Origin of the sequence: Brucella pseudogrignonensis (assembly GCF_002252525.1) — a bacterium.
Lineage (GTDB): Bacteria > Pseudomonadota > Alphaproteobacteria > Rhizobiales > Rhizobiaceae > Brucella > Brucella pseudogrignonensis.
Genome location: NZ_NNRM01000043.1, coordinates 41,477 through 67,198 on the forward strand (window position 1 = coordinate 41,477; position 25,722 = coordinate 67,198).

The following is a 25,722-nucleotide window of genomic DNA, read 5'->3' on the forward strand; positions in this document are numbered from 1 at the left end:
CGGCCTTGATTCAAGCGACCATTGCATCAGCTTCTTCTGCTGCGCGCGAAGGTGTTCCAGCCTATGATTTCGTCGAGTTTTCGCAGAGGACGGCCCGCTATTGCATCGTGATCCCCGTGATCAATGAAGGTGAGCGCATAGGCAAGCAGCTTGCCGACATGTATCGCCTTGGTCAGGCTCAAGCCGCAGACATAATCATCGCGGATGGGGGATCCAGAGATGGTTCCCTCGAACACGATATGTTGCTCGCCAACGGTGTGTCGGGGCTTTTGACCAAGCGGGGACCTGGCAAGCTGTCGGCGCAGCTTCGCATGGCTTATGCTTACGCGCTCGAGCGCGGTTATGAGGGTATTATTACCATTGATGGCAATGGCAAGGATTCCGTCGAGTCCATTCCACTGTTCATTGATGCGCTGGATCGCGGTATCGACTACGCCCAAGCTTCACGTTTCATCCCCGGTGGCAAGGCTATCAACACTCCGCGTTCGCGGGAACTGGCGATCAAGCTGCTGCATGCCCCACTCCTCAGTCTTGCGGCTCGTCGTCGTTACACCGACACGACTCAGGGCTATCGTGCTTATAGTCGGCGTTATCTGGTGCATCCGCGGGTTCAGCCGCTGCGTGATATCTTCATGACCTATGAGCTGCTGGCATATCTCACGGTTCGCGCCTCGCAACTGGGCTTGAATACGGAAGAAATTCCGACCACACGCGCCTATCCAGATCATGGCCCTATCCCGACCAAGATCAATATGGCCGGCAATGTCGATCTGATGAAGATTATTTTCTACACTTTGGCTGGCCGCTATAATCCATGAATATAGTTTGCGCCGATGCCATAGACAGCAGCTATGACGTGATTATTGTTGGAGCAGGTTTCTACGGCTGCGTTCTGGCGGTTCATCTGTCTGGACTCGGATATCGCGTGCTGCTTAGCGAACGGGCAGGGGAGGCAATGTCACGCGCATCTGCTGTGAATCAGGCACGGGTGCATACCGGTTTTCATTATCCACGCAGCTTCGTGACTGCTTTGCGGTCGTTCCATAACAGACCTCGCTTTATCGAGGACTATAGCGACGCACTGGTATCCGATTTCAAGATGCTCTACGCCATAGCAAGGCATGGCACCAAGGTTAATGCGCAACGTTTCTACGGCATGTATAAAGCCATGCGTGCGCCAATCCAGGAAGCAACGCCTTCGCAGCGAGCGATGTTCGATGCCGACCTGATCGAAGATGTATTCGTATGCGCTGAGGATGCGTTTGACTATACGATCCTGCGAGACAGTGTTTTCCAGCAGCTCGAGAAGACGGACGTTACAATAGCGTTCAACTGCCTTGCGAATGCGGTCCGCACGCAAGGCGATCACCTGACTGTTGAGTTCGCCACCGGGAAAAAAGCGCAGGCGGCACGCGTGTTCAATGTTGGCTACGCACAGTTGAATGCACTTCTGAAGTCCAGCGGCCTGAAGCCGTTGCCGCTCAAGCATGAACTTGTCGAGATTGCCTTGGTCGAGCCCCCCCCGGCATTGAGGCCGTTTGGTGTGACCGTTATGGACGGGGCATATTTTTCTTCCATGCCATATCCGGCCCGCAAGGCCTATTCGCTTACTCACGTACGCTATACGCCGCACTATAACTGGACCGACGAGACCGCACCGTCCAGTGCTTACGACATGGTTGGGCAGTTGAAGACCGGGACGCGTTGGAAACATATGGTGAACGATGCGCGGCGCTATATGCCGGTCATTGGTGATGTCGAGTGGATTGAATCGCTTTACGACGTAAAGACCGTCCCAATCAAAAACGAACATGATGATGGTCGTCCGATACTCTTGCAGCATCACGACGACATGCCGGGTCTTTGGTCGGTTCTCGGCAGCAAGATCGATAACATTTATGACTTGCTCGAGTTGGTGGAATGACAACGTTCAATCGCAAGCGCTTCCTGGAGTTCCAGCGTTTCTTCGCCGCAAGCTTGTGCGGCGTGATTCTCGATGTAGCGCTGTCCTATGTGCTTGTTCACTCTTTGGGGCTGGCCATTCTGGTCGCCAGCACTGTTTCGTTGTTTATTGCTGCAGGTCTCATGTATTTCGTTCATGAGCATTGGACCTTCGGCGGCGATGGCCGCTTTTCGAGCAGGCGGCTCATCCAGACGCTGATATCGACGCTGGCAGCTTTAGTCACGCGCACACTGGTCTTGACCAGTTTTTCCTTTTTGGTCGGTGACAAGCTGATTTTGCTCCAGCTTGCAACCGCAGTCACAGCATCCTTTCTCGTAAATTATCTGCTCGTTCGGCGGATCATGCATCGCTCTGGCAAGGCGATCGCCTGAAAAAATGGAAAAAAAATGACTTCAGCACTAATCGGATATACTGGGTTTGTCGGCTCGAATTTACTTCGTGCTCACAGTTTCGATGACCTCTACAATTCTTCTAATATAGGAGACATTGTCGGGAAGCATTATAGCCTGCTCGTTTGTGCCGGTGTTCCCGCTGTTAAATGGAAAGCCAACAAGGAACCGCAACAGGATCGTGAGCAAATTGCCGCGCTGATTGGTCCACTGTCAAATGTGACTGCTGATCGCTTTATTCTGATTTCGACGATTGATGTCTATTCCAGTCCGTCCGAACCGCATGACGAAAGCAAAGACCCTTTCGATTCAGAAGCGCAACCTTACGGAAAGCACAGGCTGGAAGTTGAGCAGTGGGCCACGGAACATTTTTCCGATACCCTGATCGTCCGCCTTCCCGCCCTCTTCGGACCCGGTTTGAAGAAGAATGTAATCTTCGATCTGCTCCATGACAACCAGACCGACAAAATCGATCCGGCGAGCAGCTTCCAGTGGTACAGCCTGCACCGTCTTTGGAACGATATAGAGATTGCCGACAACGCCGGTCTCAAGTTGATCAACCTTTTTCCCGAGCCAGTCACCACGCGTGCGATTCTCGATAATTTATTTCCGAACGCTATCGTCGGTACGTCTTCTGCTGCCCCTGTATCCTACAGGCTTGGCACTCGACACGCGGGCGTTTTCGGTCAAGCGGGCCGCTATATCGCCCCAGCCAGCAGCGTGATGGACGATATTACGAGCTTCGTCGAGCGGGAGAGGCGAAATGGGGACAACTGACGCGCGGCTTCGCTATTCCATATCCAATATTGCCTGGCCGGAAACCGCCGACGAAGAAGCGATTGCTCTTGTCGCCGAGCTCGGCTTCGATGGTGTCGAGATTGCTCCATTCAAAGTTTTTGGCGCTCTCTCCGATGTCGGCGAAGAAACGGTGCGTTTCTATCGCAGTCAGCTTCAAGAACGTGGTCTGGCGATACCTGCTATGCAGGCTATCTTGTTTCCTGCATCGGAAGCGCGGCTTTTCGGCACGCGAGGTGAGGAAGAAGCTCTCTATGAGCGCCTCAGTCGTGTGGCAGATATTGCAGGATGGCTAGGTGCCGGAGCCTGCGTTTTTGGTGCGCCTGCTCTGCGCAACCCCGGCGACATGACACCTGCCGATGCCATGATCGAGGCCCAACGTTTCTTTCGTACCGTCGCGCCCCTTTTTGCCGGGCAAGATTCCGCGTTGTGCTTCGAAGCCAATCCAGAAATCTATAATTGCCGTTTCATTACACACACCGTTGATGCGCTGGCGCTTGTTGGGGCAGTCGGCATGCGGGGCTTCGACCTGCAGTTTGATTCAGGCACTTACTTTGCCAATGATGAATCTCACGTGGTGGATGGGGTCGTGTTGTCGGCGGCGCGGCATTTTCATGTCAGCGAACCACATCTGGTGCCGGTTGGCAGTTCGGGCGTGGATCATGCGCAACTCGGCGCAAAATTGCTCGACAGCACTTATAGTGGCTGGGTAAGTGTTGAAATGCGCCAAACCGATAACTGGAAACAGGCAATCAGGGAATCTGTCCGGATTCTGGAAAGGCACTATGGCAAGAGCATGGTGGCTGGTGTTTCCCATGGCTAAACGCCTTGCCCTGATCGGTAATCAGGCTTTTTCAGTCGTCAACTTTCGGGGAAGTCTGTTGAAAGACTTGTCGGAGCGCGGCGTCGCGTGCTTTGCGTTGGCGCCGGGCTACACGGATGCAACGCGGTCAGCTGTGAGAGAGTTGGGCGCTACGCCGATCGATCTCACCCTTTCCAGAACTGGCATGGACCCTTTCCGGGATATCTCCGCCTATCGTGAAATATTGACCCACATTGCCAAAGTTCAACCCGACATTACTTTGGGTTATACCCCAAAACCGGCCATTCTTGGCACCTTAGCCGCAAAGAAGGCAGGAGTTCCGAAACGTTTCGCCATGATCGAGGGGCTGGGGTGGGCCTTTGGAACAGGCGGCACGCTTATGGAAGAAGTGAAGCGCAAGGTAGCGCGCGGCGTGTCCGTAGCGCTTTACAAAAAAGCGCTCGCTGTTGCCGACAACGTGTTTTTCCTCAACGAAACCGACGTGAAGGATTTTGAAGGTCTTGACCTGCTTCGGCCTGGACAGGCCATATTGCTCGGCGGAATCGGTGTCGATCTCAATTATTGGACCCGGCAGAGGCCAAAGCCTGCAACACCAACATTCATCATGATGGCGCGGATAATCCGCGACAAGGGGGTGTACGATTTTGTAGCTGCTGCGCAGCAGCTCCGGCGCGAAAATATCAATGCTCGTTTTATTCTATTGGGTGACCTGGATCGCCATCCAGGTGCGGTACTGCGGTCTGAGCTTCAAGCTTGGGTCGAGGATGGCGTTCTCGAGTGGCCTGGCCATGTGGAGCCTAGATCGTGGCTTGAAGAGAGCAGTATATTCGTACTCCCTTCATTCTATCGAGAAGGAGTGCCGCGCAGCATCCAGGAAGCAATGGCGATGGAAATGCCAATCATCACCTCCACCGTTCCCGGGTGCCGGGATACGGTCGAGGAGGGGGTAAACGGGTTTCTGGTGCCACCGAGGAACCCGCAGGCACTCGCTGCGGCTATGCGCCAGCTGGCTGAACGTCCAGATATGGTCGCCGAAATGGGGCGAAACAGTCGAAGAATGGCTCAACAAAGATTTGATGACAAATGCTCCAATCGTAGAGTTATAGATGTTCTGGATTTATAGGTGTATTAAATTAGGTTTTTCTAATGCTCATTAAGTTGTTCTTGCGGTGATTGCTGGAATATAAAAAATGAGTTTGTTAAATATGCTAGATTTTTCTGAAAGGTTGGGTTGAGGAATGAGGATTCCAAGTTTAAGGCGGGACAGATTTGATGATATACTAAAAATAGTATCGCTGTTCTTTTGCATTGCGCTTGGTTTGGCCGCAGTGATCGCAATCGTGCTGATTCAAGCGCGCTCAATTATGTATTTCAACCAGTCACCGTTCGATGGTGTTTTTCAAACCTTGTTTCCCTTGCGGAAGATGGATGTCGGTGAATTTGCTGGCCGTGATTTTTATTATTTTCATGGAAACGGAATTCCGTATCTCATCTACCCTTTTTATAAAATTGCTTCTATCTTTCTGGATGGTGATTTGAGTGCATCGATAGCGTCGACATATTTTGTCAATGTTATATTTATTTTTGTTCCAATGTATTATCTTTGTCGCCTTTTTATGGGGTGGCGTGGTTCATTGATTACGTTAATGTTATTCTCAATTACGGTGGAATATCTCCCGGTGTTCGGATATTTTCTTTCCCCAACCTTCATCGGTGCACCCATGGGGGTGCGAATGGCGCCTCATATATTCATGGCCATCGCTGTGGCAAGGGTCGCATTGAGTATGTCGACGGGAGCGATATCCTTCCCCGCGACGTTGAGGCGGATGGTAATCGTTGGTGCTGTGGGGGCCGTGATGCCTCTTTTGGGGGCCGAACAAGGTTTTTACGCTGTTGCTGCGGCGGCCGGGGCGGTTTTCTTTTTGGGGGCGCGCCGGTGGAATATTCTGCAACGCATAAGCTTTACCGCGACCGTTGTGGCTTCCTTCGGCATATCCTTTGTCTTGGCGCTGCTTATCCTGTTTGGGTCACTCGAAACGCTTACAGCCATCAAAGATATCTCGGATAATCAGGTCTGGATTTATGGCGTGTTTCCCAACAGCTTCTTCGCTGACTGGAACGAGTTTTTTACTTTGAAATTGTCGGGCGCTGTTCCAAGCCAGCTGACCACGATTGTTGGCGCCGTTGCGCTGATGATTTGCTTCGGTCTTTTTCTCAGGAAGGTTCTGCCACTCCCGGCCCTTCTGGTTGTTCTTGTCCTGTTTGCGAGCGGGTTGCTGTCATGGGTGGCCAATTTTGGCTATGTCGGCCAGCATCAGGCGCCTCTTTTTCTTCGTGAATGCATTCTGGCCCTCGCATTGTCGGCGAGTGCAATCATGGGAAAGGGAGCGCAGCCATCCCGGACCAAGGAAGTCATCTCCCCGGAGGTTTCTCTATGATCAAGAAACTTCAGTCGTTGCCGGGGCAATCCGTATCCATCGCCTGTAGCGCGCTACTCATAGTGGCTTCTGTTGTGACCGCTCTGATGTGGTGGCAGCAATTGCGCATCTCATATGCTGATATTGCGGCGCACTCCTACAGTCTTAACAAGGCGTCCGGCGTTCATGTATCCAAATTTACAGATATTCGAGAAGCCGTTGGCACCAAAAGCAACAGTAACGCCTACGGTTTCTATTTAGGGGAAGTGTCGCGTACTTTTGGCGCGGCAGATGGAGGTTTTCTCTGGGCCATCCAACAGCCGGGAGCGGACTGGCTGGCACAGTCGGGAACCAACCGCCAGCGTGTGCCCATCAATCCTGTTACAAACAACGACTACATTTTTGGCATTCAGCGCTCAACGAAGATCAACATCATGCCGCTCGAAGACTTTCCGTCAACATTGATCGGTCAGTGGGTCGTTCTGACTGATGCGAGCGGGCACAATATTGAAGCTGTGGTCTCGTCGGGTACTCAATCGGAAATTACCATCATTGGTGATCTTCCAGCCGACTTTTTCCCGACCCGGATAACGAGCCTCAAAGGGGCTAAGCGCACCGGTGAAGAGATCACCCTCATCTCAACCACGAGCCTCGCCAGCAATGTGCGTGGAGGCGTCGTATCTGGCACAGATGGACATGGTGTCTATCTATACGCTCCAGGCTGGAGTGGGAAGCCGCGCTTCAGACCCACCATTGGAGACACCGTCAGCTTCGTTTCGGGAGACAAGCGGAAAATCGAGCACGTCATAATGCTGGGTGGAGGCTATTTTGCGCTTCTGGGTGGCGACAGATTGCAACCTCACTTCTTTAATCGTGCGGATATTGTAACCGTCACGGCGAATAAACCGGCGCCTCCTCACGGGCTGACGATCAGAGTTAATCCCGTTTCCAATGAGACGTTCCTGAATGGGCGTGAGCGCAAGCTTCGCGTGGCTGTCGATGCTACCTCTCATATCAAACAGGGAGCGCTGATAAGTCTCGATTCGGGCGGCGGCCCGTTCTTCGTTGGAGCAGCCGATGGAGATCACGTTGAAATAGATATTCAGACATCGCTGGCAATGCAGGCGTGCCTTGCGGGAATACAATCTCATGATGGCGTTTTCTTCGATGGCTTGTCGGGCGTCGCAGCGGAGTGGTTTCTGAAAAAACGGTTCGGCGTATCGGAGATTCGATCATGTCTCAATGAGAATAGCCCGATCGTGAATAGCCTTGGCGGCAGTATCGCACGCTGGAAAGATCTGACAGAGACGCAGGAGCAGTCGATCGCTGCGGCTTTCAGCAGTTACAAGCAGATTTCGATGGAACAGGTCTGGTACAGAAGCATGAACCTCGACCTCGTCACTGCCACCAACGACCAGCCGGCTCCGACCCCACAACGATCCAGTAACATTCACGAGAAATCCGTCTGGGAAGTCTACCCCGGCAGCATGGTCAATGTTCTTTATCACAAGAAAAATCCCGCGCCGCTGGAACTCTTGATCCATGCGCTGTCTCGCAAGGATCGCGAAAACTATTATAAGACATTCGGCTCTGTCGCTCCGGACTATTTCAACTTTGCGAAGCCTCGCCAATTCACGCCATGGTTGGTGAACTGGCATTGGCCTTTATTCAAGCAAGTGCTCGAACACTATAAGTTGCAATATTCCAATCCTGATTTCAGTTTCTGGAAAAGGGATAGTGCGACGGACTATCGTGAAACGGACTCGCAGCAGATATCGACGTCCTTGCCCGTCAAGCTTCCCTCCTTGGAAGCCGCAGATAGCTGTGCCTATACGTTGCGGGAGGTGGTCATCAGCTACGACGTGACGAATTCGGTTTCCTATATCCCTGTAATTGGCCGTTCAACGCGCTATCTCATTTCAATAAACGGAGTGGATACGTCCTTGTTGCCGCCGACGCCGGTCAGTCTGCCGACGGATGTCAGCACTTTTTCCTTCCCTGTTTTCGCGCGGGCTGGCGACAAGGTCGAGCTCGACATAAAAAAGCTTGGACCACTGGCTGACTATGCAGATATCAAAATCCAGTCAGTCGCCGTGTCGAACATAAGCGTAGGAGACCGAGAGCTCGAGGAGATGTTTCTCGAAAACGAAGGTATCAAAATGATAGCCGGTGATAAGGCGGGCTGCTCCGTGACAAATATAGCTAGGCAATAAGTACTTGATGTGTTGTACGCCCGGCTCAAGGTCTCGCCTTTCATGCGTGCCATAATCAACCAGCTGGGCCTGATTGCTCAGATCATGGGCGGGAGCTTGCTTGCTCTTGGTCTGAACCTCGTTTTAGCGCGTTCCTTGCCTCTCGCGGAATATGGCGCGTATATGCTTGCTATGTCGATTGCATCCATAACCTGTTGGGGTGCGTTATGCGGCTATGATGTGCTTGCATCGCGTCATGCACAGGAGTGGAAAGATGACCCTCGGATGAGGAGCGCATTTGTCCTTGCCGGTCATTCGATGATCGCCATGGCATCGCTGGCCATGGCCGCGATTACGTGGTCGGTATGGTTTATTTTCTACCAGCAAGTGCTGGCTCCTGAAGCTGTGATGTTGGTCTGTCTCATCACCCCTATTTTGGCCAGCACCCGCTTTTTTGCTGCAATACTAACCGGTCTGGGGCATCCCCAACTGGGACATGCTCCGGAACGTTTTCTACGCGACGGCCTGCCGCTCATCGTTTTACTGATTGTCGTGCTCTTCGGAATGAGCCTTGGCTCGTCCGTTTTCCCGCTGGTACTTGTTTGCCTCGGGGCTGGTGCGGCGATGACTGCTACGGCCCTGCTGGCCCAGAAAATGGGATATGCACCGTCAGCTGACTGGAGCACCGCCAAAGTCTTACGGATCCGGCTGCAATCGGCCGCTTTCTGGCTCATGCTGCTTGCGACAGGGCAGTTGCTTCTCTCGCGACTGGGCCTCTTGATACTTGGTTACATTTCCGGTGTTGATGCTGCGGGCTTGTATGGCGCCGTGCTGACAGTTTCAGAAATTGGCGGTTTTCCCGCCGTGGCGACCGCGCTGCTTTATGCTCCTGCAATTGCCAAAGCCTATCGTCAGGGTGAAAGCCCTCTGATGATACTGCAGAACGCACGGCGTGCGACACTTGCCTTGACATTGCCGTTGGTCGTGGTGTCGGTTTTCATTGGCGGCGATGCGCTTCGTATCTTCTTCGGCGAGGGCTATGATGCAGGTCATTTCGCACTCACTGCGCTCCTGCTCGTTCATGTAGTCCGCTCTGTCGCCTTATTTCCTCAGTTGGTCCTGTCTTTGACGAATGGGGAAAAGGCGGCATTGTACTGTCTCGGGGTTGGGCTGATTATCGAAGTCGCGTTCGTTTCAGCGTTGATTCCCCCTCTTGGGTTAACTGGCGCAGCCCTGGGTACATTGCTGTCATCAATGGTGCTTCAATGTTTGTTGCGCCGGACCATGTTTCGACACCTGTAGGGCTCCGTCAAACTTTCTGGTTGATCGTTGAGAAAGTTGGAGACTGGCAGAGCCGATGCAGTTCAAAATGCTTCATTTGATTCTCAAGTGCGTCACGACCTAATTTAAGAGGCGTGCTCTGGATTACGCAAGCGTTGGCAACTGCCACTTTCTGGATCGAAAATGGCTCTAACGCCGTATTCAGTCGTGAACTGATCCTTTTCGGTGTTTGTCAGATCATTCCAATTATCCGGCTCAAGCAATGTGCTTGCTCTACCACGCGTCGCAATCTCCGGGCCCCGCTGGCCCTTCACTAATAATCGAGCACCTGCCGCGCATTCGACGGCCGCACTGATTATTGAAGGCGGGAGGAGTGGGGTACTGCGGCTCCATCCATAACCACAACCGGCAATTCCGACGACACCGGCACATATGACAACAACATTCAGGCGCGCAGAATGCAACGAATGATTAAAAAGGGCGCTGCCCATATATGCCGCAATGATCGAGCAGGCGAACGTGATGGGGAGTACGAAATATCGACCCTGAGGAAACGAAAACAGGACCGGACCTAAAGCCATAGATGCGAGCGCGAGGATCGGAAGAATTAGCAAAAGGGTTGACCGCTGCGAGCGTTTTACAACGATGCCTGGAAAAAGGGAGGTGAAAACGAGTAACATGGGAAGAGGGGAGATCGCAAACGCCAATACCAAAGCCTTACCGGAATCAAACGATGATCGGGCTAGCCGCTCCATCCAGATTGCTGGCGCTTCAAACAGGGTTGGCGGGGTAGCTGGCCAGTATGTTGTGGGGCGTATCGGTGGCGCTATCGCCGCAATGCCTTGGGTTTCAGTTGCCAGAGCCGTGCCGCAACACTGGATGGAATAGATCAGATAGGGCGAATAGCCGACGAAGAACAGAGCCGCGACGATAAGCAGCGCCAGCCATCGTTTTATTCCACCCGTCCAGACCAGGAACGTGCCCAGGATCAGTACTGCGGAAAACGATAATGTGTCAAAACGCGTCAAAGCGAGGACGCCCAGCACCAAGCCCAATTTTGCTGCGAAGATCAAACGATGTTGTTGTGCGCCGAGGAAGAAAAAACGCAGTGCCAGCGCCATGAGACAGGCGGTAATCGGTATCGTGCGTCCGGCGATGACTTCCTCAAGGAAAAACCAATTAAGGCAGAGTCCGGCAGTAGCCACCCCCGTGATTACAACCGCGTTCTTCTTGCTTTCCGCGATGGGCTCTATGGCCAAGTAGATGAACCATGGTAAAGCCAAAATAGCTAGGGCATTGATGATCAAACCAGAGCGAAAGCCTGTGCCAAGGACTTGGTCAAGGCCGCCAATCAAAGCCGGATAGAAGAACGGATGACTGATCGGAAGATCGGTAGCCACACGATACTGGCGAATGCCGGTAACCGTCTCACTATGCCAAAGCCACCGGCTGATATCGTATAAGACCCAGCTGTCCGGTGACATCAATGGCCGGTGCCAGGCCGCAGCCAATACCAGGCAGACAAATCCGACAAACAGTAAATATGGCAGATGGGAGCGACCGCTCATTGGACTGATGATGCCCTGATGCGGCTAACCAGGAGCCGCCGCCAATATCGAATGTAGGACCAGGCTTTCAACCCGAAACATGTGGTCCGTGAAATCTGCCGGGTTTCATATAATCGATCATAGACAGTTATTTCCCCCTTCTGCATAGCGTGCAAATTCGCCGACAAACCAGCATATCCGTAGAATGGCTTGAACACGAATGCCAAGGGAGGATCGAGCGCCACGCTGCGATACCCTGCCATGATGACCTCGCACCAGAGCAAATAATCCTCGGTACGTTGCAACTGTTCTGAAAAGCGAAGTGGCAGATCCCGGCGGATAATAACTGAGGAGGTGTTGAATGGATTTTTAAGTAACACGTCACGGTGCCGGAGATTTCTTGTCGTCACTGCACGAGGTAACATGTCTTTGAGCTCAAACCCAGAGTGAATCAGTGGTGTTCGATGGCCGGAAATATCGGCACCGGAATCCATGATTGCGATTTGCCATTTGAGCTTATCTTTGTGCCAGGCGTCGTCTGCATCGAGAAAGGCCACATAATTGGCTCGCGCCAATGACCATCCTTTATTGCGCGCCGCAGCAGGCCCGGCATTGTGTGGCTGCGAACAAACACGTAATTTACCTTGAAGGGTAAGGACGTGTTGAGCTGCGATCTTGACCGTCTCATCGGTGCTCATATCGTCCACTAGAATAACCTCGAAATCATCTCGAGATTGACGCTTCAGCGAGTCGAGAGCTCTGCTGATTGTGTCTGCTGCATTATATGCTGGAATTACAACACTGACCTTAGGCATCAGAACGATAACTGAATTGAATGTTTGGAGGAACAGAGGGCACACTCGTCTAGTCTCATTGACAGCAATACGCTGTTCGGTAGCAGATTGGTTAAGACAATTGAAGAATTGTCTGTTTTCAATAGACTTGGAAGATTCTTCTCCATTCTGCTTCTTAAGGTCAAGTGTTTTCGATATTTCCAATTCGGGGTCGGAACAAGAGCAGTTATAAATCGTACGCTCTCATGAGCGATTTAGGTTTTCCAGACGCATTTAAGTTACCCCGCTTTCGCGAGGGCGGTCAATTATTGCAGCCTGTGCACGGTGTTGGGAATGCGGGTCCGAACCGATGGTTATCATACTCTCATCCGCGGATTCTCACCGCCTGACCATATACGTTACGGGCTTGCCTCTCTCTAAGGACGGATATTTATCCCAACGTAAGTCGAGGGTTCCGTGATCTTTGGCCGACATCTCCAGCATACTGCACAAGCAGAAGGGTCTGGTAGATTGCGGGTTAGGTGCGTATTTCAGAATCCGCGGACAGCGATTTCAGTAAATCGCGGACACTTGTTTCGCTAATTCGCGGACAGTTCAGCCGCGGCGTTTTTCAGGCCTGTTGTTGATCAGACTTACGTTCTTTCGTTGTCCGCGCTGAGCGTTATGTCAATGCCGGATTTGGCTTTGCGCATGCTATCCCCTTCCAAATTGATGCGGTGAGCATTGTGCACGACGCGGTCGAGTATCGCATCGGCAACGGTTTCGTCCCCGATTAGGTAGTGCCAGGTATTTACCGGAACCTGTGCGGTAATGAGTGTCGACCTGCGTTGGTATCTCTCTTCGATGATTTCAAAGAGATGGAAGCGCTGCTGATCGTTGAACGTGTGCGTGGCGAAGTCGTCAAGGATCAGCAACTGGACCTTCATAAGACGGTTCATGAGCCTTGGATAGCGACCGTCCAGCTTGGCCATGGCGAGATCTTCGAAGAGGCGGGGCGCGCGAACATAGAGAACCGAATGGTCATGTCGGGCAGCCTGACGGCCCATCGCACAGGCCAGCCATGACTTTCCCGTGCCAGTTTTCCCTGTCACGATCAAATTCTCATGGTTTGTCAGCCATTGTCCCTGTGCGAGTGCCATTGTCGCCCGGCGATCAATGTTACGTGCCGCATGAAAGTCGATATCTTCGACACAGGCCTGCGGGAAGCGCAGCTTTGCGGCGACCAGGCGCGCCGTCAGCCGTTTATCGGCGCGCACTGCAATCTCCCGGTCGAGCATGAGGCCCAGCCATTCTTCTTTGTCCATCGCACGGGCTTCGGGTTGGTCTGCCAATTCTCGCCAGGCAGAAGCCATGCCCGACAGACCGAGTGTGTACATGTGATCAAGCGTTGGATTGGAGAGCATTCTTATTCCTTCTTTTTTAGGGGCACGATGCTGACAGACTTCGTTTCGTGCTGTCAGCTCGATCGATGAAGCCTGGGGTCCCTGGGGCGCGCAGCTTTCCACATTGCGTAGCGCTTCAGGGGCTTCAGGCCGGACACCAGCATTATTGCCAGCGATTTCAATGGTAATAGCCGCGGCCACGAATGTTGGAATGAATGGGTAGTGGCTTTCCGACTTCCTCGACCGGGTGAACCCGATCAAGGCCTGCCTGCAAAATGGATCGGACTGAGGTATAGGTCAGCGCGTTGATGACAAGCGCTCGTTCGCAGGCAGCGTCGAGGCGATCATGCTCATAGCGTCGGGCAAGGGAGAGAATGCCAAGCGCTGCACGATATCCCTGTTCCGGATGTGGTTTGTCGCGGATGACCCGTTCGACAAAAATTCCTGTATTGGTGCTGATGCCGTTGGCCTGCCGGATCAGGCTTGCCGCGCTCATTCCGGCATGCCGCTGATGGGATTTGGGCATATGTTCCTTCACGGTGACGTGTCCGTTACGCTCGGAACGGCGGCGATGGGACGCAATCCGCTTGTGGTTGAAGAATATTTCGACCACCCGATGCGTCAGGCGTACGGTGACCATTTTGCCGATCAGCTGATGCGGCACGGAATAGAAGGTCTTTGCCACCTCGACATGGTAATCGGAATGGACCTTGGCTGATTTCCACTCCGCATACTCGAAGTCTGCCGTCGGCAACGGGCGGAGAGCGGCGCGCTCTATCTCCTCAAACAACGCGTGCCGGGACTTGCCGGTATGGCGCATGGGGCGGTTGTTGATGTCTTCCAATAGCTCGGCAATAGCAGCGTTCAGGTTGTCCAGCGAGAAGAAAGTCTGATTGCGAAGCCGCGCCAGAATCCAGCGTTCTGCAATTAAAACAGATCCTTCGATTTTGGCCTTATCACGGGGCTTTCTTACGCGCGTCGGCAAGATTGTCGTGCCGTAATGCTCACTGAAGGCTTCAAATGTCGCGGTGATCGTTGGCTCGAACCACAGGGCAACCGCAAAACCTGACTTGAGATTGTCGCAGACAATGGCCTTTGTCACGCCGCCAAAATAGTTCAGCGCCCGTTTCTGTCCCTCAATCCAGTCTGGTAGCTTCTGGCTCTCACTGGCATAGGAGAAGATCAAATTGGAGGCCGGAAGAACCGCTACAAAAATCTGCGCCTGACGGATCTCGCCGGTCTGTGGGCTGACAAGCGGCACCGTGTGGCCCGCATAGTCCGTCTGCATTGTCGCTCCGGCCTCATGCCGGTTGCGATAGCGCGGCGACACTGTTTGCTCATAAGCTGCAAAATTCGTGCAGAACCACGTATATCCATAACCGTCCGGATGAGCGGCGCGATACTCCTGCCACAACAGCGTCAGCGTCACGCCCTTGCGCTTCAACTCACGCGAAACATACGAAAAATCTGGCTCTTGGGTGTCCTGGGGCGGACGGCCAGCCTGTTTGAACAACAGCTTCTCCAACTGCCTGTCGTCATCAAAGGCGACCGGTATTGGCCACATGCCAATCCCCGCCTGACGCGCCCGGTGCAGGTAAGTCGAAACCGCCGTCTTTCCTATTCGAAGCCGCTCCGAAACCTCGCGGACAGACAGGCCCTGTTCAAAGGTCAGTCGTAAAATCGATCGGATATCTTTCATCGTAATGCGCTTTGCTTGCTTCCGTCTTGGCATCAAACCTCCTGGTCGAAGCAGGAAGAAAATCATGCCCAAACGGCACCTGCAAAAACGCGCGCAAACTGTCCGCACATTACTGAAATCGCTGTCCGCGAATTACCGTAATGGCTGTCCGCATATTACTGAAAAAGGTGTCCGTGAATTAGTGAAACCCGCAGGTTAGGCTCGGATCGGTACGTGTCGGGCAATATCCCAGATGAAACCAGCCAGTTCACGCGCGATAGCAGTTAGAATACGAGGTTGTGGTTTTCCGGTTTTCGAAAGATCACGATACCGCTTGCATAATCGGGTCTGCGCTTTCCAGCCAATATGGGGTCGGAACAAGATTTGCTGAAAATTGTACGCTAAGCTCGAACGGACCGTGAATCTTCGTCCCTTACCCTCATAATGGTCTGGCGGCTGGTTCCGACTTGGCGCGCATCAGGCCAGATTGCGTCCGTTCAATCAGCAAATCCCGCTCGGACTGCGCAAAGGCATTGAGCACCTGCATAGTCAGAATGCCAGAGGAACTGGTGAGGTCCGCGCCACCAAGAGCGAGACAATAGACTTTCCCCCATTTCCGAGAGTGCCTTGACGGTGGTGCTGACATCGATGGCATCACGGCCGAGCTTGGTGACAATGAGAACGTCGCCGGCTTCAAGGCAGCCCATGAGTTTGGAAAATCCACGGCGCCGCGCAATGGGCGTGCTGCCAGATACCGTCTCGTTGACGATCCGGCGCGGCTCGACCTGGAAGCCGACGGCTTTGATATCCTGGATCTGATTTTGGGTGGTCTGGCCGGTTGTTGAGACACGGACAAAGGCTAGGGTGCGGGGCATTTAGGCTCAATTTCGTCCGAATAGGCTATCCGTCCTCGATGCCCTGCTGCAAAGCCGAAGGAGCAAAGCAGCAGCGGACTCTGTTGCAAATTTTAATTATGGCCAAAATAACCGTTGGTCGGGACGTCGGTTACCTGGCAGCTTCACGGTTTTCGAGACTCTGAGCGAGCAGCGCTACAGCCTCCGTCAGCGCGCTCGGTCCGATGCCAAAAGCCCGTTCAACGATGCGTGCTTCTCCACGGATGTCGCCTGTTAGATTGAAAATCGCAGCCTGTCCCTTGCGCAATGCGCGCATGACCTCAAAACCTTTGATCGTCGCATAGGCCGTTTTCAGTGTCTTGAACTCTCTCACCGGTTTGATCAGTTGCTTCAGCTTGCCGTGATCGGCCTCAACGACGTTGTTCAGATATTTGACCTGTCGGTGCACGAGTTCTACGGGACATTTGCTTTCGGCCTTCAATTGCGCAATCGCAATGCCATAAGTCGGGGCCTTGTCGGTGTTGATGACAGTCGGCTTTTCCCAGTCCTTCAGACCACTCAAGACCTTGCCGAGAAAGCGCTTGGCTGCTTTGGCATTGCGCGTCGGCGACAGATAGAAATCGATCGTGTTGCCGAACTTATCGTGAGCGCAACGAATAGCCCACGTCTTTCGTGATTGACGGAATGGGTTTCCGGCTGGCAGTCAAAACTTTTGCTTTGCCCGCTTCGGCATAAAATAGGTTCGGATATTGACGAGTGCTTCAGCGACGTCAGCGGCATCCTGGCGGGTGGCTTTGCGTTTTGTCTCGCCGAGCTTGCGGATGGGCGCAATGATATCGCCAGTCCCGGCATGACCGCGAAGAACCGGCTGCCAAAGCCTCGGCGCGTATCCTGTTGCCAGCAAAAAGCAGAGGTCCCAATCGAACGGATCAAAGGTTTGGTCATCGATCCTGGTGAACCTGGGCCTGTGGTCTTTCGGGGTTTCGGAAAGGTTCGCGGAGATACGGTTATATTCCGCAACGATCGTCTGCACGGCCCGATGTTCGGTTGTTTCCATCGGCAGGTTCACGGCGTCCGGGCCGGTCAGTTCCGGGATCCATTTGCGTGGGTCGATGAACTTTGGGCCAATGATCAGAGCCGTAAGATAACCATCGAGACCGCTCATTGACCAGATTGGCGATGCCGGACGGCGTCCTCTGATAAAGGCTTCGAACGCCGCGTCATCAAGCTTCGGTCGAGCCGTCGTCCCCTGCCTGTTGTGCGTCATGCCGCCCGTCGCTCCTGCTGCGCCATCGCCTCACGCTCAGCCTTCCAGGTCCACGGCAGGAGGCTTTCCATTTCGCTGGCTTTCACTTTGCCGGAGATGATGCGCTCCAGCACATCGGCAAGCCAGACCTCGGGGTCCACGCTGTTAAGTTTTGCCGTGTTGACGAGCGATGCAAGGACAGCGAAAGCCTTTCCACCCTGCTCGTTGCCCACGAACAACGAATTCTTCCTCGTCAGGGCCACGGATTTCATTGAACGCTCGACCACATTGGAGTCGACCTCGACCCGGCCATCATCAAGGCAGGCTGTCAATCCGCTCCAATGGTTGAGTGTGTAGCTGGCGGCCTTGCCAAGCGCCGATTTCGCCGACACCTCGTCGCGCAGTTCAGTGAGGTGGGCTTTCAGCTCTCTCATGACTGGAGCTGCCTCGCGACGTCTCACGACGAGCCGGGTATCGGCGCTTTCGCCGCGCAGTTTTGCTTCGATCCGATAGATTTCCGCAATCCTGGCAAGGATCGACAAAGCCTCCGAAGAACCCGTCAGTTTGACGACATCGACGAACTTGCGCCGAGCATGGGCAAGGCAGAAGGCCAGCCGCATGGGTGCGACATTGCTCTTGCCCCGACGTTTGACTATGGTTTTATAGGCTTGGTATCCATCGACTTGAAGCACGCCGGTAAACGACGACAATTGCCCCTCGATCTCGCGGGCGCTGCGGCTTTCGGCAAAGATATAGGCCACGGCCGGCGGTGCCGGACCATTCCAGGGACGGTCGTCAACCGCCTGCGCCCATAACTGGCAGACCTTGGTTCGTTTGCGGCCCGGCTCGAGCCGGGGCAACGGCGTCTCGTCACAGAACACTCTCGGCTGCGAGCGGATAAAGGCGGTAAGCGCGTCATAGAGAAGCTCCAGCCACCAGGCGACCCGCATCACCCAGGCGCCAAGCGTGCCGCGATCGATGATGACACCGCAGGAGGCCAGCATTTGCGCCTGACGATTGAGCGGGAGATGCCAGGCAAACTTCGAAACAGCGACATGCGCGGCAAACGCCGTGGTCACCATGCCACCGTCCATCACCCGCGCCGGTGCAGGTGCTTGCACGATGGCACTCTCACAGGCCCGGCATGCATAGCGCGGCCGGATCGTCCGTTTGACCCGGACAACAGCAGGTACGATGTCGAGCGCCTCGCTGACGTCCGTGCCGATGCAATGCAGTTCGAACGAACAGCAGGGGCAAATCTTGCTCTCCGGCTCAATGATCTCTTCATAGCGCGGAAGATGCTTGGGCAAGCGGCCGATATTGCGGGCGGACGATCGCCGTGCCTGTATTTTGTCTTCACCGGCTGGTGCGGCATCGTCATTGGCTGCAACGGGAATATCGCTTAGATCGCCCAGGTCGAGCGTTGCCTGGGCCGGATCGATGATCGTCATCTTCTCCGATTTCGTCCCGAAGAGCTGGCGCTCAAGGAAGGCAATACGCGCTTTGAGGCCGGCATTCTCTTCGTCGAGCGAGAGAATGATCCGGGTCAATTGCGCAGCATCCTGAGGCAAGGGATCGGGTCGAAGCAGCATGACTGACCCTACCATATGAGCCTGAATCTTCAAGCAAAACCAATAGGATCAGCCTACTTTTGAGGGTCGTCTCACCGCGTTTCGCTTGACCCGTGTCCAGTCAATGCCCGCCAGTAAAAGCGAGAACTCCTGGGCACTCATCTGCAACGCACCATCGCGGATCGGGGGCCAAACAAACTTTCCGCTTTCCAACCACTTTGTCGCCAGGATCATGCCTGACCCATCCCAGTAAATGCAGCGAAGTCGATCCAGACGCTTGGCGCGGAACACGAACACGTCGCCACAATAGGGATCGGCCGCAAGCGCTGACGCCACCAAAGCCACAAGACCATTCATACCGCGCCGGAAGTCGACCGGTTGCGTCGCCACCATGATCTTCACGCCACTCGGCGAAACTCCGATCACCGGCGACCTCGCAAGGCCGCCACCATCGCTTGCGCCAGTTCAGGTGCTACCGGGCCCATAACCATCATGCGCGCGCCAGCAATCTCGATCTCAATTCGACCGGCGGCAAAGTGGGCGACATCTGACGGCGCGCCTGGAGCCGGCGTTCGATCGCCAACTACCGTCACCGGCACGAACATCGCCTGCTGCGCACTGGACCTCGCAGATGGTTCTGTCGCAAAATTTTGTGCTGGTTAAGTGCGCCTTATCACTGGGCACAATTATGCTGCGAGCTCTGCAAAGACCTGAAAAGGCGAATGGTTGTTGTTTGCGAATTGGCCTTTGCGGATCATATGTGCCACTTCAATGCCCGCGATTGTCGCTGATGCGCTGTGAAACGCCTTGAAGCCCATCATTGGCTTGGTGATCTTCTTGATGAACCGATGGTCTTGCTCAAGAATATTGTTGAGATATTTCACCTGAAGAATTTCAAACATCATGCCGACACCAGTGATTTTCAGGATCGTGTTTGCAGCCTGTGCACCGGCCAGGTTAGCCCCGCTTTTATCAATGACAACCTTGTGCGGAACACCATTGCTTGCGATGGCTTTTTTAAAGAAACGCCTTGCCGCACTAAGATTTCGGCGCTCAGAGAGCATAAATTCCAAGGTTTGGCCGTCACGATCAACAGCCCTATACAGATAGGTCCATTTCCCTTTGACCTTTATATAAGTCTCGTCAATACGCCATGAGCCAAGAGTTAAACGCTTACGTTTCTGTGCCTGCTCTGCAATCTGTGGAGAATATCGTACAACCCATCGGTTCAGTGTTGCATGGTCAACATCGACACCACGTTCAGCCATGATTTCCTGAAGATCGCGATAGGAAACTGGATAACGGACATAAAAGAACACAGCATAAAGAATGACACTTGTGGGGAAATGAGCTCCCTTGAAATCCACTGTCACCCGCTAAGACCTCATGCAGTTTCCCGTACTGATAATGACATAGATCACCAAAAGTGAAAAATTTGCGACACAGCCTCCAAAGTGGCAATTGAGTCCCGATACCGATAAAGAAAATCCCGACAAACAAGTCGCGAAAGGGCCGGATCTCGTTCTCGACAGCATGGCGCGCGTCGCCCTCGCCGATGATCATACCGGTCGCGAATGCGGCGAGCGCCGGAGAAAGGCCAGCAGATGTCGCGACGATCGTGGACCCAAGCGCAATGGTAAGTGCGAGGAGTTGGGCAAGCTCCGGATCGCCACGCAACGCGACCCAACGGGCAAGTACCTGCAACGGACCTCGGGCAATGAACAGAGCAGCAACCACTGCCGTTGCACTGGCGATGACCGTTATCACGCCATACCCTTCGGCGGCACCACTCATTGCATCGTGCAGAAGCAGGAACGCGACGGCTGCCAAGTCCTGAAACAGAAGCACTGCGATGGCCAAGCGCCCATGAGCCGATCCAAGAGCGTTCGCGCCTGCGAGCACCTTGAGGCACATGGCTGTGGATGACATCGCAACGGCCCCGCCGATGAGGATTGCGGAAACTGGTGCGAGATCGAAGACCAAACTCGCTACCAACGAAACCGTTATCGTCGTGACTGAAACCTGTACAGCCCCAAGACCGAAGACATGCTTCCTGAGTGTTACGAGCTTCTCGAAGGAGAATTCCAGACCAAGTGCGAACAGCAGGAGTACGACTCCGATTTCGCCAATACTGCTCAGGGCAGCGCTCTCCGCAATCAGGCCGAGGCCAGCGGGTCCAATGACTATACCGGCAAGAATGTAGCCGACGATGCTAGGCACGCCAATCCGTGAACATATCGTCACGAGTACGAACGCGGCGCAAACCAACAAGGCCGCACTTTCGATAAATCCAGTCACGCCATGCATGTTCTTCTCCTGATATCATGTCGCAGGAAATGCCAATACTTGTATACTCTAAACGTGCGACCGCGCCCACTGCGCTATCTGCGCGGCAGGCATTACACCGCTCGTCCTCGCGATTTCCTTGCCGCCCCTGAACAAGATCATGGTGGGAATGCCGCGGATCCCGTAACGGTCGGTGATCTGCTGTTCGGCTTCGGTATCGAGCTTGCCGAGACGGAACTGGGGTTCGAGCGAACGCGCCGCAGCCTCGAACTGAGGTGCCATCATCTTGCATGGCCCGCACCATTCCGCCCAGAAATCGACGAGCAGGGGCAGATCGGCATCGGCGTGTCGGTCGAAACTGGCGGCGGTCAGTGTGACTGGCCGGCCCTCGAACAGGGCGGCGCCGCAGCGGCCGCAGCTGGGGTTATCCGTCAGTCGTTCCTGCGGAACGCGATTGACGGAACTGCATTTCGGGCAAGCAACGGTGGGCATTCTGTTCTCCCTTTGAGTGTCGTTTCGGAGGGGCAGGCAGGGCGGCGCCGTTCAGCGCGAGGTCGTGACCCGCCGGGCCTCTCGGTGGCGGGGTTCGGGCAGGTATTCGACGCCGCCGCCCAGACGGCGGACGGGCTGCGGATAGAGGGTCATCAGCTCGAGTATTTCCTCGGGCATGTCGGTCCGTACCGGCAGCCCCATCTCGCGCGCCTCTTCCGCAGAGATATGGTAGTCGTGCGTCCAGGTGCCGGTGGCCAGCTGCGCCGCCAATGTCGCCGCCTTTTCCTCGTCCATCTTGTCGGTCAGGAGCCGTCGCGCTACGGTCTCGACTTGGGCGATCGCCTTTCGACCGACATCGGCCAAGACCAACCTCTGGTCGTCGATTTCCGTGATCGGCTTTTGCTCGACGACCCTGATGAGTGAAGCCGCGGGCATTTGGCCGAGTTGCGGATCGATCGGGCCCAGCACGGAGTGGTCGCACATCACGATCTCGTCTGCGGCCAGAGCGATCAGTGTTCCCCCCGACATGGCGTAGTGCGGCACGAAAACTGTGACCTTGCCCTTGTGTCCCTGGATGGCGCGAGCAATCTGCGTGGCAGCGAGGACCAGTCCGCCGGGGGTGTGCAGCACGATGTCGAGCGGCATTTCGGCGTCCGTCAGCTGGATCGCGCAGGACTTCCTCGGAGTCGTTAACGTCGATGTAGCGAACCAGGGGAAAACCTAGGAGGTTCATCGTCTCCTGCCGATGGATCATCAGGATCACCCGGCTTCCGCGCATCCTCTCGATTTGAGCGATCTTCCGAGTGCGCATCGCCTCCAGATACTTCCTCTGCAGTGCCGGCTGCAGTGCGGAGACGATGAAGAACAGCCAGAGCAGTTGCATCAAATCCATGGATTTCCTTTTCCTTTCCTTCGCCCATCCGGCAGGAAGCCGTATATTCCCTCGTCGCGGTAGTAGTTGCGATAGGTGACTGCAGGCCTGCGTAGAATCGGACTAGGCCGCGTGGACGAACCGGCACAGGGGGGATTCCCCCGAGGCGGATGACGTGATTCGAGGCTGACCTCTGGAGAGGAGGTCGGCCTTGGTTCGGGATCGTTTGACGGATGCGGAGTGGGCGATCTTCGCCCCGTTCCTGACGGAGCAGTCGGCCCGCGGCGGCCGCCCACCGAAGGACCACCGGCGCACGCTGGACGGCATCTTCTGGATCACCCGAACCGGCGCGCCGTGGCGTGACCTGCCCGAGGAACTCGGGAAGTGGAACTCGGTCCACCGCCAGTTCCGGCGCTGGACCACCTCCGGCATCTGGGACGTGCTGTTGCAGGCGCTCGCCGACAGCGGCGGCGAGGCCGACATGCTCCAGATGATCGACAGCACCATCATCCGGGCGCACCACTGCGCTGCCGGAGGAAGGGGGGGACCCAAAGTCAGGCTCTCGGCCGCTCGCGCGGCGGCTTCTCGACCAAGCTCCTCCTGCGTGCCAATGCCGATGGCCTGCCCATCAGCGTCGTGCTGACGCCCGGCGAGGCCCACGACCTAATCGCCTATGACGACCTCATGGCCGAGCGCGACAGCGATCCCGGCGTGCTGCTCGGTGACAGGGGCTACGACAGTGACCGCCTGCGGCAGGATGCGCGCGACCGGGGGGCCCAGCCGGAGATCCCGACCAAGCGGAGCCGCAAGGTGCAGCACAGCGTCAACCGACGCCTCTACGCCCTGCGTTCCCGCATCGAGTGCTTCATCAACCGTCTCAAGAACTGCCGCCGCGTGGCCACCCGCTACGACCACACCGCTTCCAGCTTTCTCAGCTTCGCCCTGCTCGGCTGCATCCGCTTATGGATCAGGTTCGTCCACGCGGCCTAATGGGGTGAAAAAGCATACACTCCTGAGCAAAGAGAGGGGCGCGACGCGCCCCTCTTACGCCCTATCCAGCGGTTTCAGAACAACTTGGACAGCTTTGCCTTGATTTCATCGAGCCAGCCTTTTCCGCCGCCTCCCCCAGCCGTCTTTTGCTTGACTTTCCTGAGTTCAGCATACAGGGGCTCAAAGTCCTTCTTCTTTCCATAGCCCAGCAGTTCTGCCATTTCCAACTGCTGCCGCGCTTCGTTCAAGAATGTCTCCAGGCGCTCATTGGACGCTTCGCTCCGCTGACCATCTTCTACCAAGGTCTCGGCGCGCTTCAGGAGCAGCCTGGCGCGCAGGGCGGGCAGCGGATGCACGCTGCGCGTCTCGACCAGCGTGCTGAGCGCTGCCTGCAGCGCGGCTTTGGCTTCTTCAATCTTGCCCTGATCGATCAGCGGCACGACTGACTTCACGGCTGCGGGATAGGACGCCAGAGGGATGTTGGTGACCGCGATCACGATTTCACTGGCCAGCAAAGCCAGCACGTGACGTGCCTGTTGCACCTCGCCATGTTTGAGGGCATCCAGCGCCTCGTCGGTCATCGCCTCAATGGTTTCCGTGTTGGCGAACAAGTCGTGCACGATGGTGCGCACATCAACGGGGGCCAGGGCAAGCGTGGGTTCGCGCGCAACAATCAGCTCCAGCTTTCCAGTCACTTCGGCCAGCATTGCCAATGCGCGTGCAGCGTCCTTGCCGTCAAGTGCGGCCAGCGCTGATTTGGTCAGCGCCAAGGCCGAGACGGCCTCATCGAGGACTTGTTTACGTTTGTCTGCCGCCTGCGAGCCCGTTTCCTTCTGAACCTCAGGCTGTACCTCCGTGACGACTTCAGGCTTGGCCTCTGGACTGACAGGAAGGCTGCTTACCGCGGCCTGTTCGTTTATTTCTTTGTTCGTCGCATTGGGATTCGATGTTTGCTCATTCATGGTGATATGCCTCGTATGAGTTAGTGAAAATAGGCGAATCTATTGGGGCTGACTGCGAACATCGCGAGACTGACCGACCGAACAGTCGGCCCCTTCATCACCTCAAAACAGCTTTTGGAGGCGCGTCTTCAACTCGTCGAACCATCCCTTGCCGCTTTTGCTACCAGCCGACTTTTGCTCAATGGACTTCACCTGATCGAAGATGGGTTTGAAATCCGCCTTCTTGCCATAACCCAGGATCTGCGCCATCTCGATCTCCGTGCGCACGGACGACAGCAAGGTGCTGAGCTCCTCGTTCTGCTTGGCATCGCGCTTGTCGGTCTCGGCCAGCTTTTCAGCTTTTGCCATCGCGGCTTCAGCCCGTAGCACGGGCAGAGGAAAGGCGACCGAGGTCACCACCAGCGTGTTCAGTGCTCGGGCGAGTTCCGCCTTGGCGTCGTCGATCTTGCCGCTGTCGATGAGCCGTGCGGCCGACTTGATCGCTGCCGGGTACGTTGCCATCGGCAGGTTGTCGGTTTCGATCACGATTTCGCTGGCCAGATTGGCGACGATGGGCCGGGCCTTTTGCACCTCGCCATCACCCAACAACTCCCGAGACAACTCGACCGCTTTCTTCACCGTTTCCACGTTGGCGTGGATATCGTGGGTGATGACGCGTACATCGACCGGCGCCAAAGCAAGTTTGGCGTCGCGTGCCAATACCAGTTCCAGCTTTCCGCTGGCCAGTTCCAGCGCAGCGAGCGCCTCCTTGGTCTTCTTTGCATCAAGGAGTGTCAAAGCCTCCTGGGTCTTGGTGAGCGCCGTGATGGCGTCCTGAGTGAGCTCAGCACGCTTTTTTTCGGCTTCCCGGGCGGCCTTGTCATCTACCTGTGGCTGCGCCGCCTTGGATGCGGCAGAGGGTGCTGCAGCACCTGGGCTAGAACCTGCCGCCGATTGGGCCTGAGCCGGTCCGCTAAGTCCGACGACGACCGCCAGGGCAAGTGCGGAGAAGGTTGATTGGGGCTGTTTGATATTCATGATCTTGGGCTCCTAATTAAAGTTAGTTGACTGAGATTTCAATCTGTTTCGGTTTGGCTTGCTCGGCCTTGACAAGCCGCACTTCCAGCGCGCCGTCTTTCATCGAAGCCGTCACCTTGGTCGAATCAACGTTGTCAGGCAAGACAAAGTTGCGCACAAAGTGACCTGCCAC

23 protein-coding genes and 4 pseudogenes are annotated in these 25,722 nt (G+C 55.2%); 10 read left to right on the forward strand and 17 right to left on the reverse strand.

The window, feature by feature from the left end; all coding sequences use genetic code 11:
- Nucleotides 1-5: 5 nt before the first annotated feature.
- From CEV34_RS19765 to CEV34_RS19805, 9 genes are all read left to right on the forward strand, one after another.
- Nucleotides 6-818: a glycosyltransferase family 2 protein gene (locus CEV34_RS19765; RefSeq protein WP_094544334.1), complete on the forward strand. Its 813-nt coding sequence runs from the start codon at nt 6-8 to the stop codon at nt 816-818.
- Nucleotides 815-1,924 (forward strand): FAD-dependent oxidoreductase, encoded by a 1,110-nt coding sequence (locus tag CEV34_RS19770; RefSeq protein ID WP_094544335.1) that lies wholly within the window; start codon nt 815-817, stop codon nt 1,922-1,924. The genes CEV34_RS19765 and CEV34_RS19770 overlap by 4 nt, the downstream gene beginning before the upstream one ends.
- Nucleotides 1,921-2,334 carry a GtrA family protein gene (locus tag CEV34_RS19775; RefSeq protein WP_094544336.1) on the forward strand — a complete coding sequence of 138 codons (414 nt, stop codon included), beginning with the start codon at nt 1,921-1,923 and terminating at the stop codon, nt 2,332-2,334. Before CEV34_RS19770 ends, CEV34_RS19775 begins: the two co-directional genes overlap by 4 nt.
- A gap of 15 nt (nt 2,335-2,349) precedes the next feature.
- Nucleotides 2,350-3,129: an NAD-dependent epimerase/dehydratase family protein gene (locus CEV34_RS19780; RefSeq protein WP_094544337.1), complete on the forward strand. Its 780-nt coding sequence runs from the start codon at nt 2,350-2,352 to the stop codon at nt 3,127-3,129.
- A complete protein-coding gene (locus CEV34_RS19785; protein WP_094544338.1) occupies nt 3,116-3,970 on the forward strand; it encodes a sugar phosphate isomerase/epimerase family protein in 855 nt (284 codons plus the stop codon). Before CEV34_RS19780 ends, CEV34_RS19785 begins: the two co-directional genes overlap by 14 nt.
- Nucleotides 3,963-5,093, forward strand: a complete 1,131-nt coding sequence (locus tag CEV34_RS19790) for a glycosyltransferase family 4 protein (protein WP_235819125.1) — start codon at nt 3,963-3,965, stop codon at nt 5,091-5,093. The genes CEV34_RS19785 and CEV34_RS19790 overlap by 8 nt, the downstream gene beginning before the upstream one ends.
- 115 nt (nt 5,094-5,208) lie before the next feature.
- Nucleotides 5,209-6,408 (forward strand): hypothetical protein, encoded by a 1,200-nt coding sequence (locus CEV34_RS19795; protein ID WP_094544340.1) that lies wholly within the window; start codon nt 5,209-5,211, stop codon nt 6,406-6,408.
- A complete protein-coding gene (locus CEV34_RS19800) occupies nt 6,405-8,600 on the forward strand; it encodes a hypothetical protein (RefSeq protein WP_094544341.1) in 2,196 nt (731 codons plus the stop codon). The genes CEV34_RS19795 and CEV34_RS19800 overlap by 4 nt, the downstream gene beginning before the upstream one ends.
- A gap of 42 nt (nt 8,601-8,642) precedes the next feature.
- Entirely contained in the window at nt 8,643-9,881 is a 1,239-nt protein-coding gene (locus tag CEV34_RS19805) for an MATE family efflux transporter (protein ID WP_094544343.1), read from the forward strand.
- A 104-nt stretch (nt 9,882-9,985) separates the two neighbouring features.
- On the opposite strand, the gene CEV34_RS19810 is transcribed toward CEV34_RS19805, so the two are convergent.
- From CEV34_RS19810 to CEV34_RS19885, 14 genes and pseudogenes are all read right to left on the reverse strand, one after another.
- Entirely contained in the window at nt 9,986-11,428 is a 1,443-nt protein-coding gene (locus tag CEV34_RS19810) for a hypothetical protein (protein ID WP_094544344.1), read from the reverse strand.
- Nucleotides 11,425-12,405, reverse strand: coding sequence for a glycosyltransferase family 2 protein (locus tag CEV34_RS19815; protein WP_094544346.1), 981 nt, complete (start codon nt 12,403-12,405; stop codon nt 11,425-11,427). Before CEV34_RS19815 ends, CEV34_RS19810 begins: the two co-directional genes overlap by 4 nt.
- Nucleotides 12,406-12,833: 428 nt before the next feature.
- Nucleotides 12,834-13,604 (reverse strand): IS21-like element helper ATPase IstB, encoded by a 771-nt coding sequence (istB, locus tag CEV34_RS19825; protein WP_094544366.1) that lies wholly within the window; start codon nt 13,602-13,604, stop codon nt 12,834-12,836.
- Nucleotides 13,605-13,761: 157 nt separating this feature from the next.
- Nucleotides 13,762-15,315 (reverse strand): IS21 family transposase, encoded by a 1,554-nt coding sequence (istA, locus tag CEV34_RS19830; protein ID WP_094544347.1) that lies wholly within the window; start codon nt 15,313-15,315, stop codon nt 13,762-13,764.
- 385 nt (nt 15,316-15,700) lie between these two features.
- Nucleotides 15,701-16,136 (reverse strand): annotated as a pseudogene (locus CEV34_RS19840) (recombinase family protein).
- A gap of 130 nt (nt 16,137-16,266) precedes the next feature.
- Nucleotides 16,267-16,764 (reverse strand): annotated as a pseudogene (locus tag CEV34_RS19845) (DDE-type integrase/transposase/recombinase); the annotation flags it as partial.
- A gap of 54 nt (nt 16,765-16,818) precedes the next feature.
- Nucleotides 16,819-17,382: a UPF0149 family protein gene (locus CEV34_RS19850; protein ID WP_094544348.1), complete on the reverse strand. Its 564-nt coding sequence runs from the start codon at nt 17,380-17,382 to the stop codon at nt 16,819-16,821.
- Nucleotides 17,379-18,953: an IS66 family transposase gene (tnpC, locus tag CEV34_RS19855; RefSeq protein WP_094544349.1), complete on the reverse strand. Its 1,575-nt coding sequence runs from the start codon at nt 18,951-18,953 to the stop codon at nt 17,379-17,381. Before tnpC ends, CEV34_RS19850 begins: the two co-directional genes overlap by 4 nt.
- Nucleotides 18,954-19,001: 48 nt before the next feature.
- Nucleotides 19,002-19,358 carry an IS66 family insertion sequence element accessory protein TnpB gene (gene tnpB / locus CEV34_RS19860; protein ID WP_094544350.1) on the reverse strand — a complete coding sequence of 119 codons (357 nt, stop codon included), beginning with the start codon at nt 19,356-19,358 and terminating at the stop codon, nt 19,002-19,004.
- The gene (locus CEV34_RS19865; RefSeq protein WP_374891767.1) at nt 19,355-19,531 is read right to left on the reverse strand and encodes a hypothetical protein; all 177 of its coding nucleotides are present in this window, start codon (nt 19,529-19,531) and stop codon (nt 19,355-19,357) included. The genes tnpB and CEV34_RS19865 overlap by 4 nt, the downstream gene beginning before the upstream one ends.
- An 87-nt stretch (nt 19,532-19,618) precedes the next feature.
- Nucleotides 19,619-20,305 carry an IS6 family transposase gene (locus CEV34_RS19870; RefSeq protein WP_024899860.1) on the reverse strand — a complete coding sequence of 229 codons (687 nt, stop codon included), beginning with the start codon at nt 20,303-20,305 and terminating at the stop codon, nt 19,619-19,621.
- Nucleotides 20,193-21,239: a cation:proton antiporter domain-containing protein gene (locus tag CEV34_RS19875; protein WP_235819128.1), complete on the reverse strand. Its 1,047-nt coding sequence runs from the start codon at nt 21,237-21,239 to the stop codon at nt 20,193-20,195. Before CEV34_RS19875 ends, CEV34_RS19870 begins: the two co-directional genes overlap by 113 nt.
- Before the next feature lie 48 nt (nt 21,240-21,287).
- On the reverse strand, nt 21,288-21,710 hold the full coding sequence (gene trxC / locus CEV34_RS19880) for a thioredoxin TrxC (RefSeq protein ID WP_011982916.1): 423 nt from the start codon (nt 21,708-21,710) through the stop codon (nt 21,288-21,290).
- 51 nt (nt 21,711-21,761) lie between these two features.
- Nucleotides 21,762-22,602, reverse strand: a pseudogene (locus CEV34_RS19885) (SDH family Clp fold serine proteinase).
- A gap of 190 nt (nt 22,603-22,792) precedes the next feature.
- Here CEV34_RS19885 and CEV34_RS19895 point away from each other — a divergent pair.
- Nucleotides 22,793-23,571 (forward strand): IS5 family transposase gene (locus CEV34_RS19895; protein ID WP_445433042.1). Its coding sequence is split into 2 segments (ribosomal slippage): nt 22,793-23,117 and nt 23,117-23,571, totalling 780 coding nucleotides; the frame shifts between segments, so codons are not numbered across the junction.
- Nucleotides 23,572-23,645: 74 nt separating this feature from the next.
- On the opposite strand, the gene yfdX2 is transcribed toward CEV34_RS19895, so the two are convergent.
- The 3 genes and pseudogenes from yfdX2 to CEV34_RS19910 form a co-directional block, all read right to left on the reverse strand.
- The gene (gene yfdX2 / locus CEV34_RS19900; RefSeq protein WP_003606681.1) at nt 23,646-24,533 is read right to left on the reverse strand and encodes a heat resistance protein YfdX2; all 888 of its coding nucleotides are present in this window, start codon (nt 24,531-24,533) and stop codon (nt 23,646-23,648) included.
- 102 nt (nt 24,534-24,635) lie between these two features.
- Nucleotides 24,636-25,550, reverse strand: a complete 915-nt coding sequence (gene yfdX1 / locus CEV34_RS19905) for a heat resistance protein YfdX1 (RefSeq protein ID WP_094544352.1) — start codon at nt 25,548-25,550, stop codon at nt 24,636-24,638.
- A gap of 22 nt (nt 25,551-25,572) precedes the next feature.
- Nucleotides 25,573-25,716, reverse strand: a pseudogene (locus CEV34_RS19910) (Hsp20/alpha crystallin family protein); the annotation flags it as partial.
- Nucleotides 25,717-25,722 lie beyond the last annotated feature (6 nt).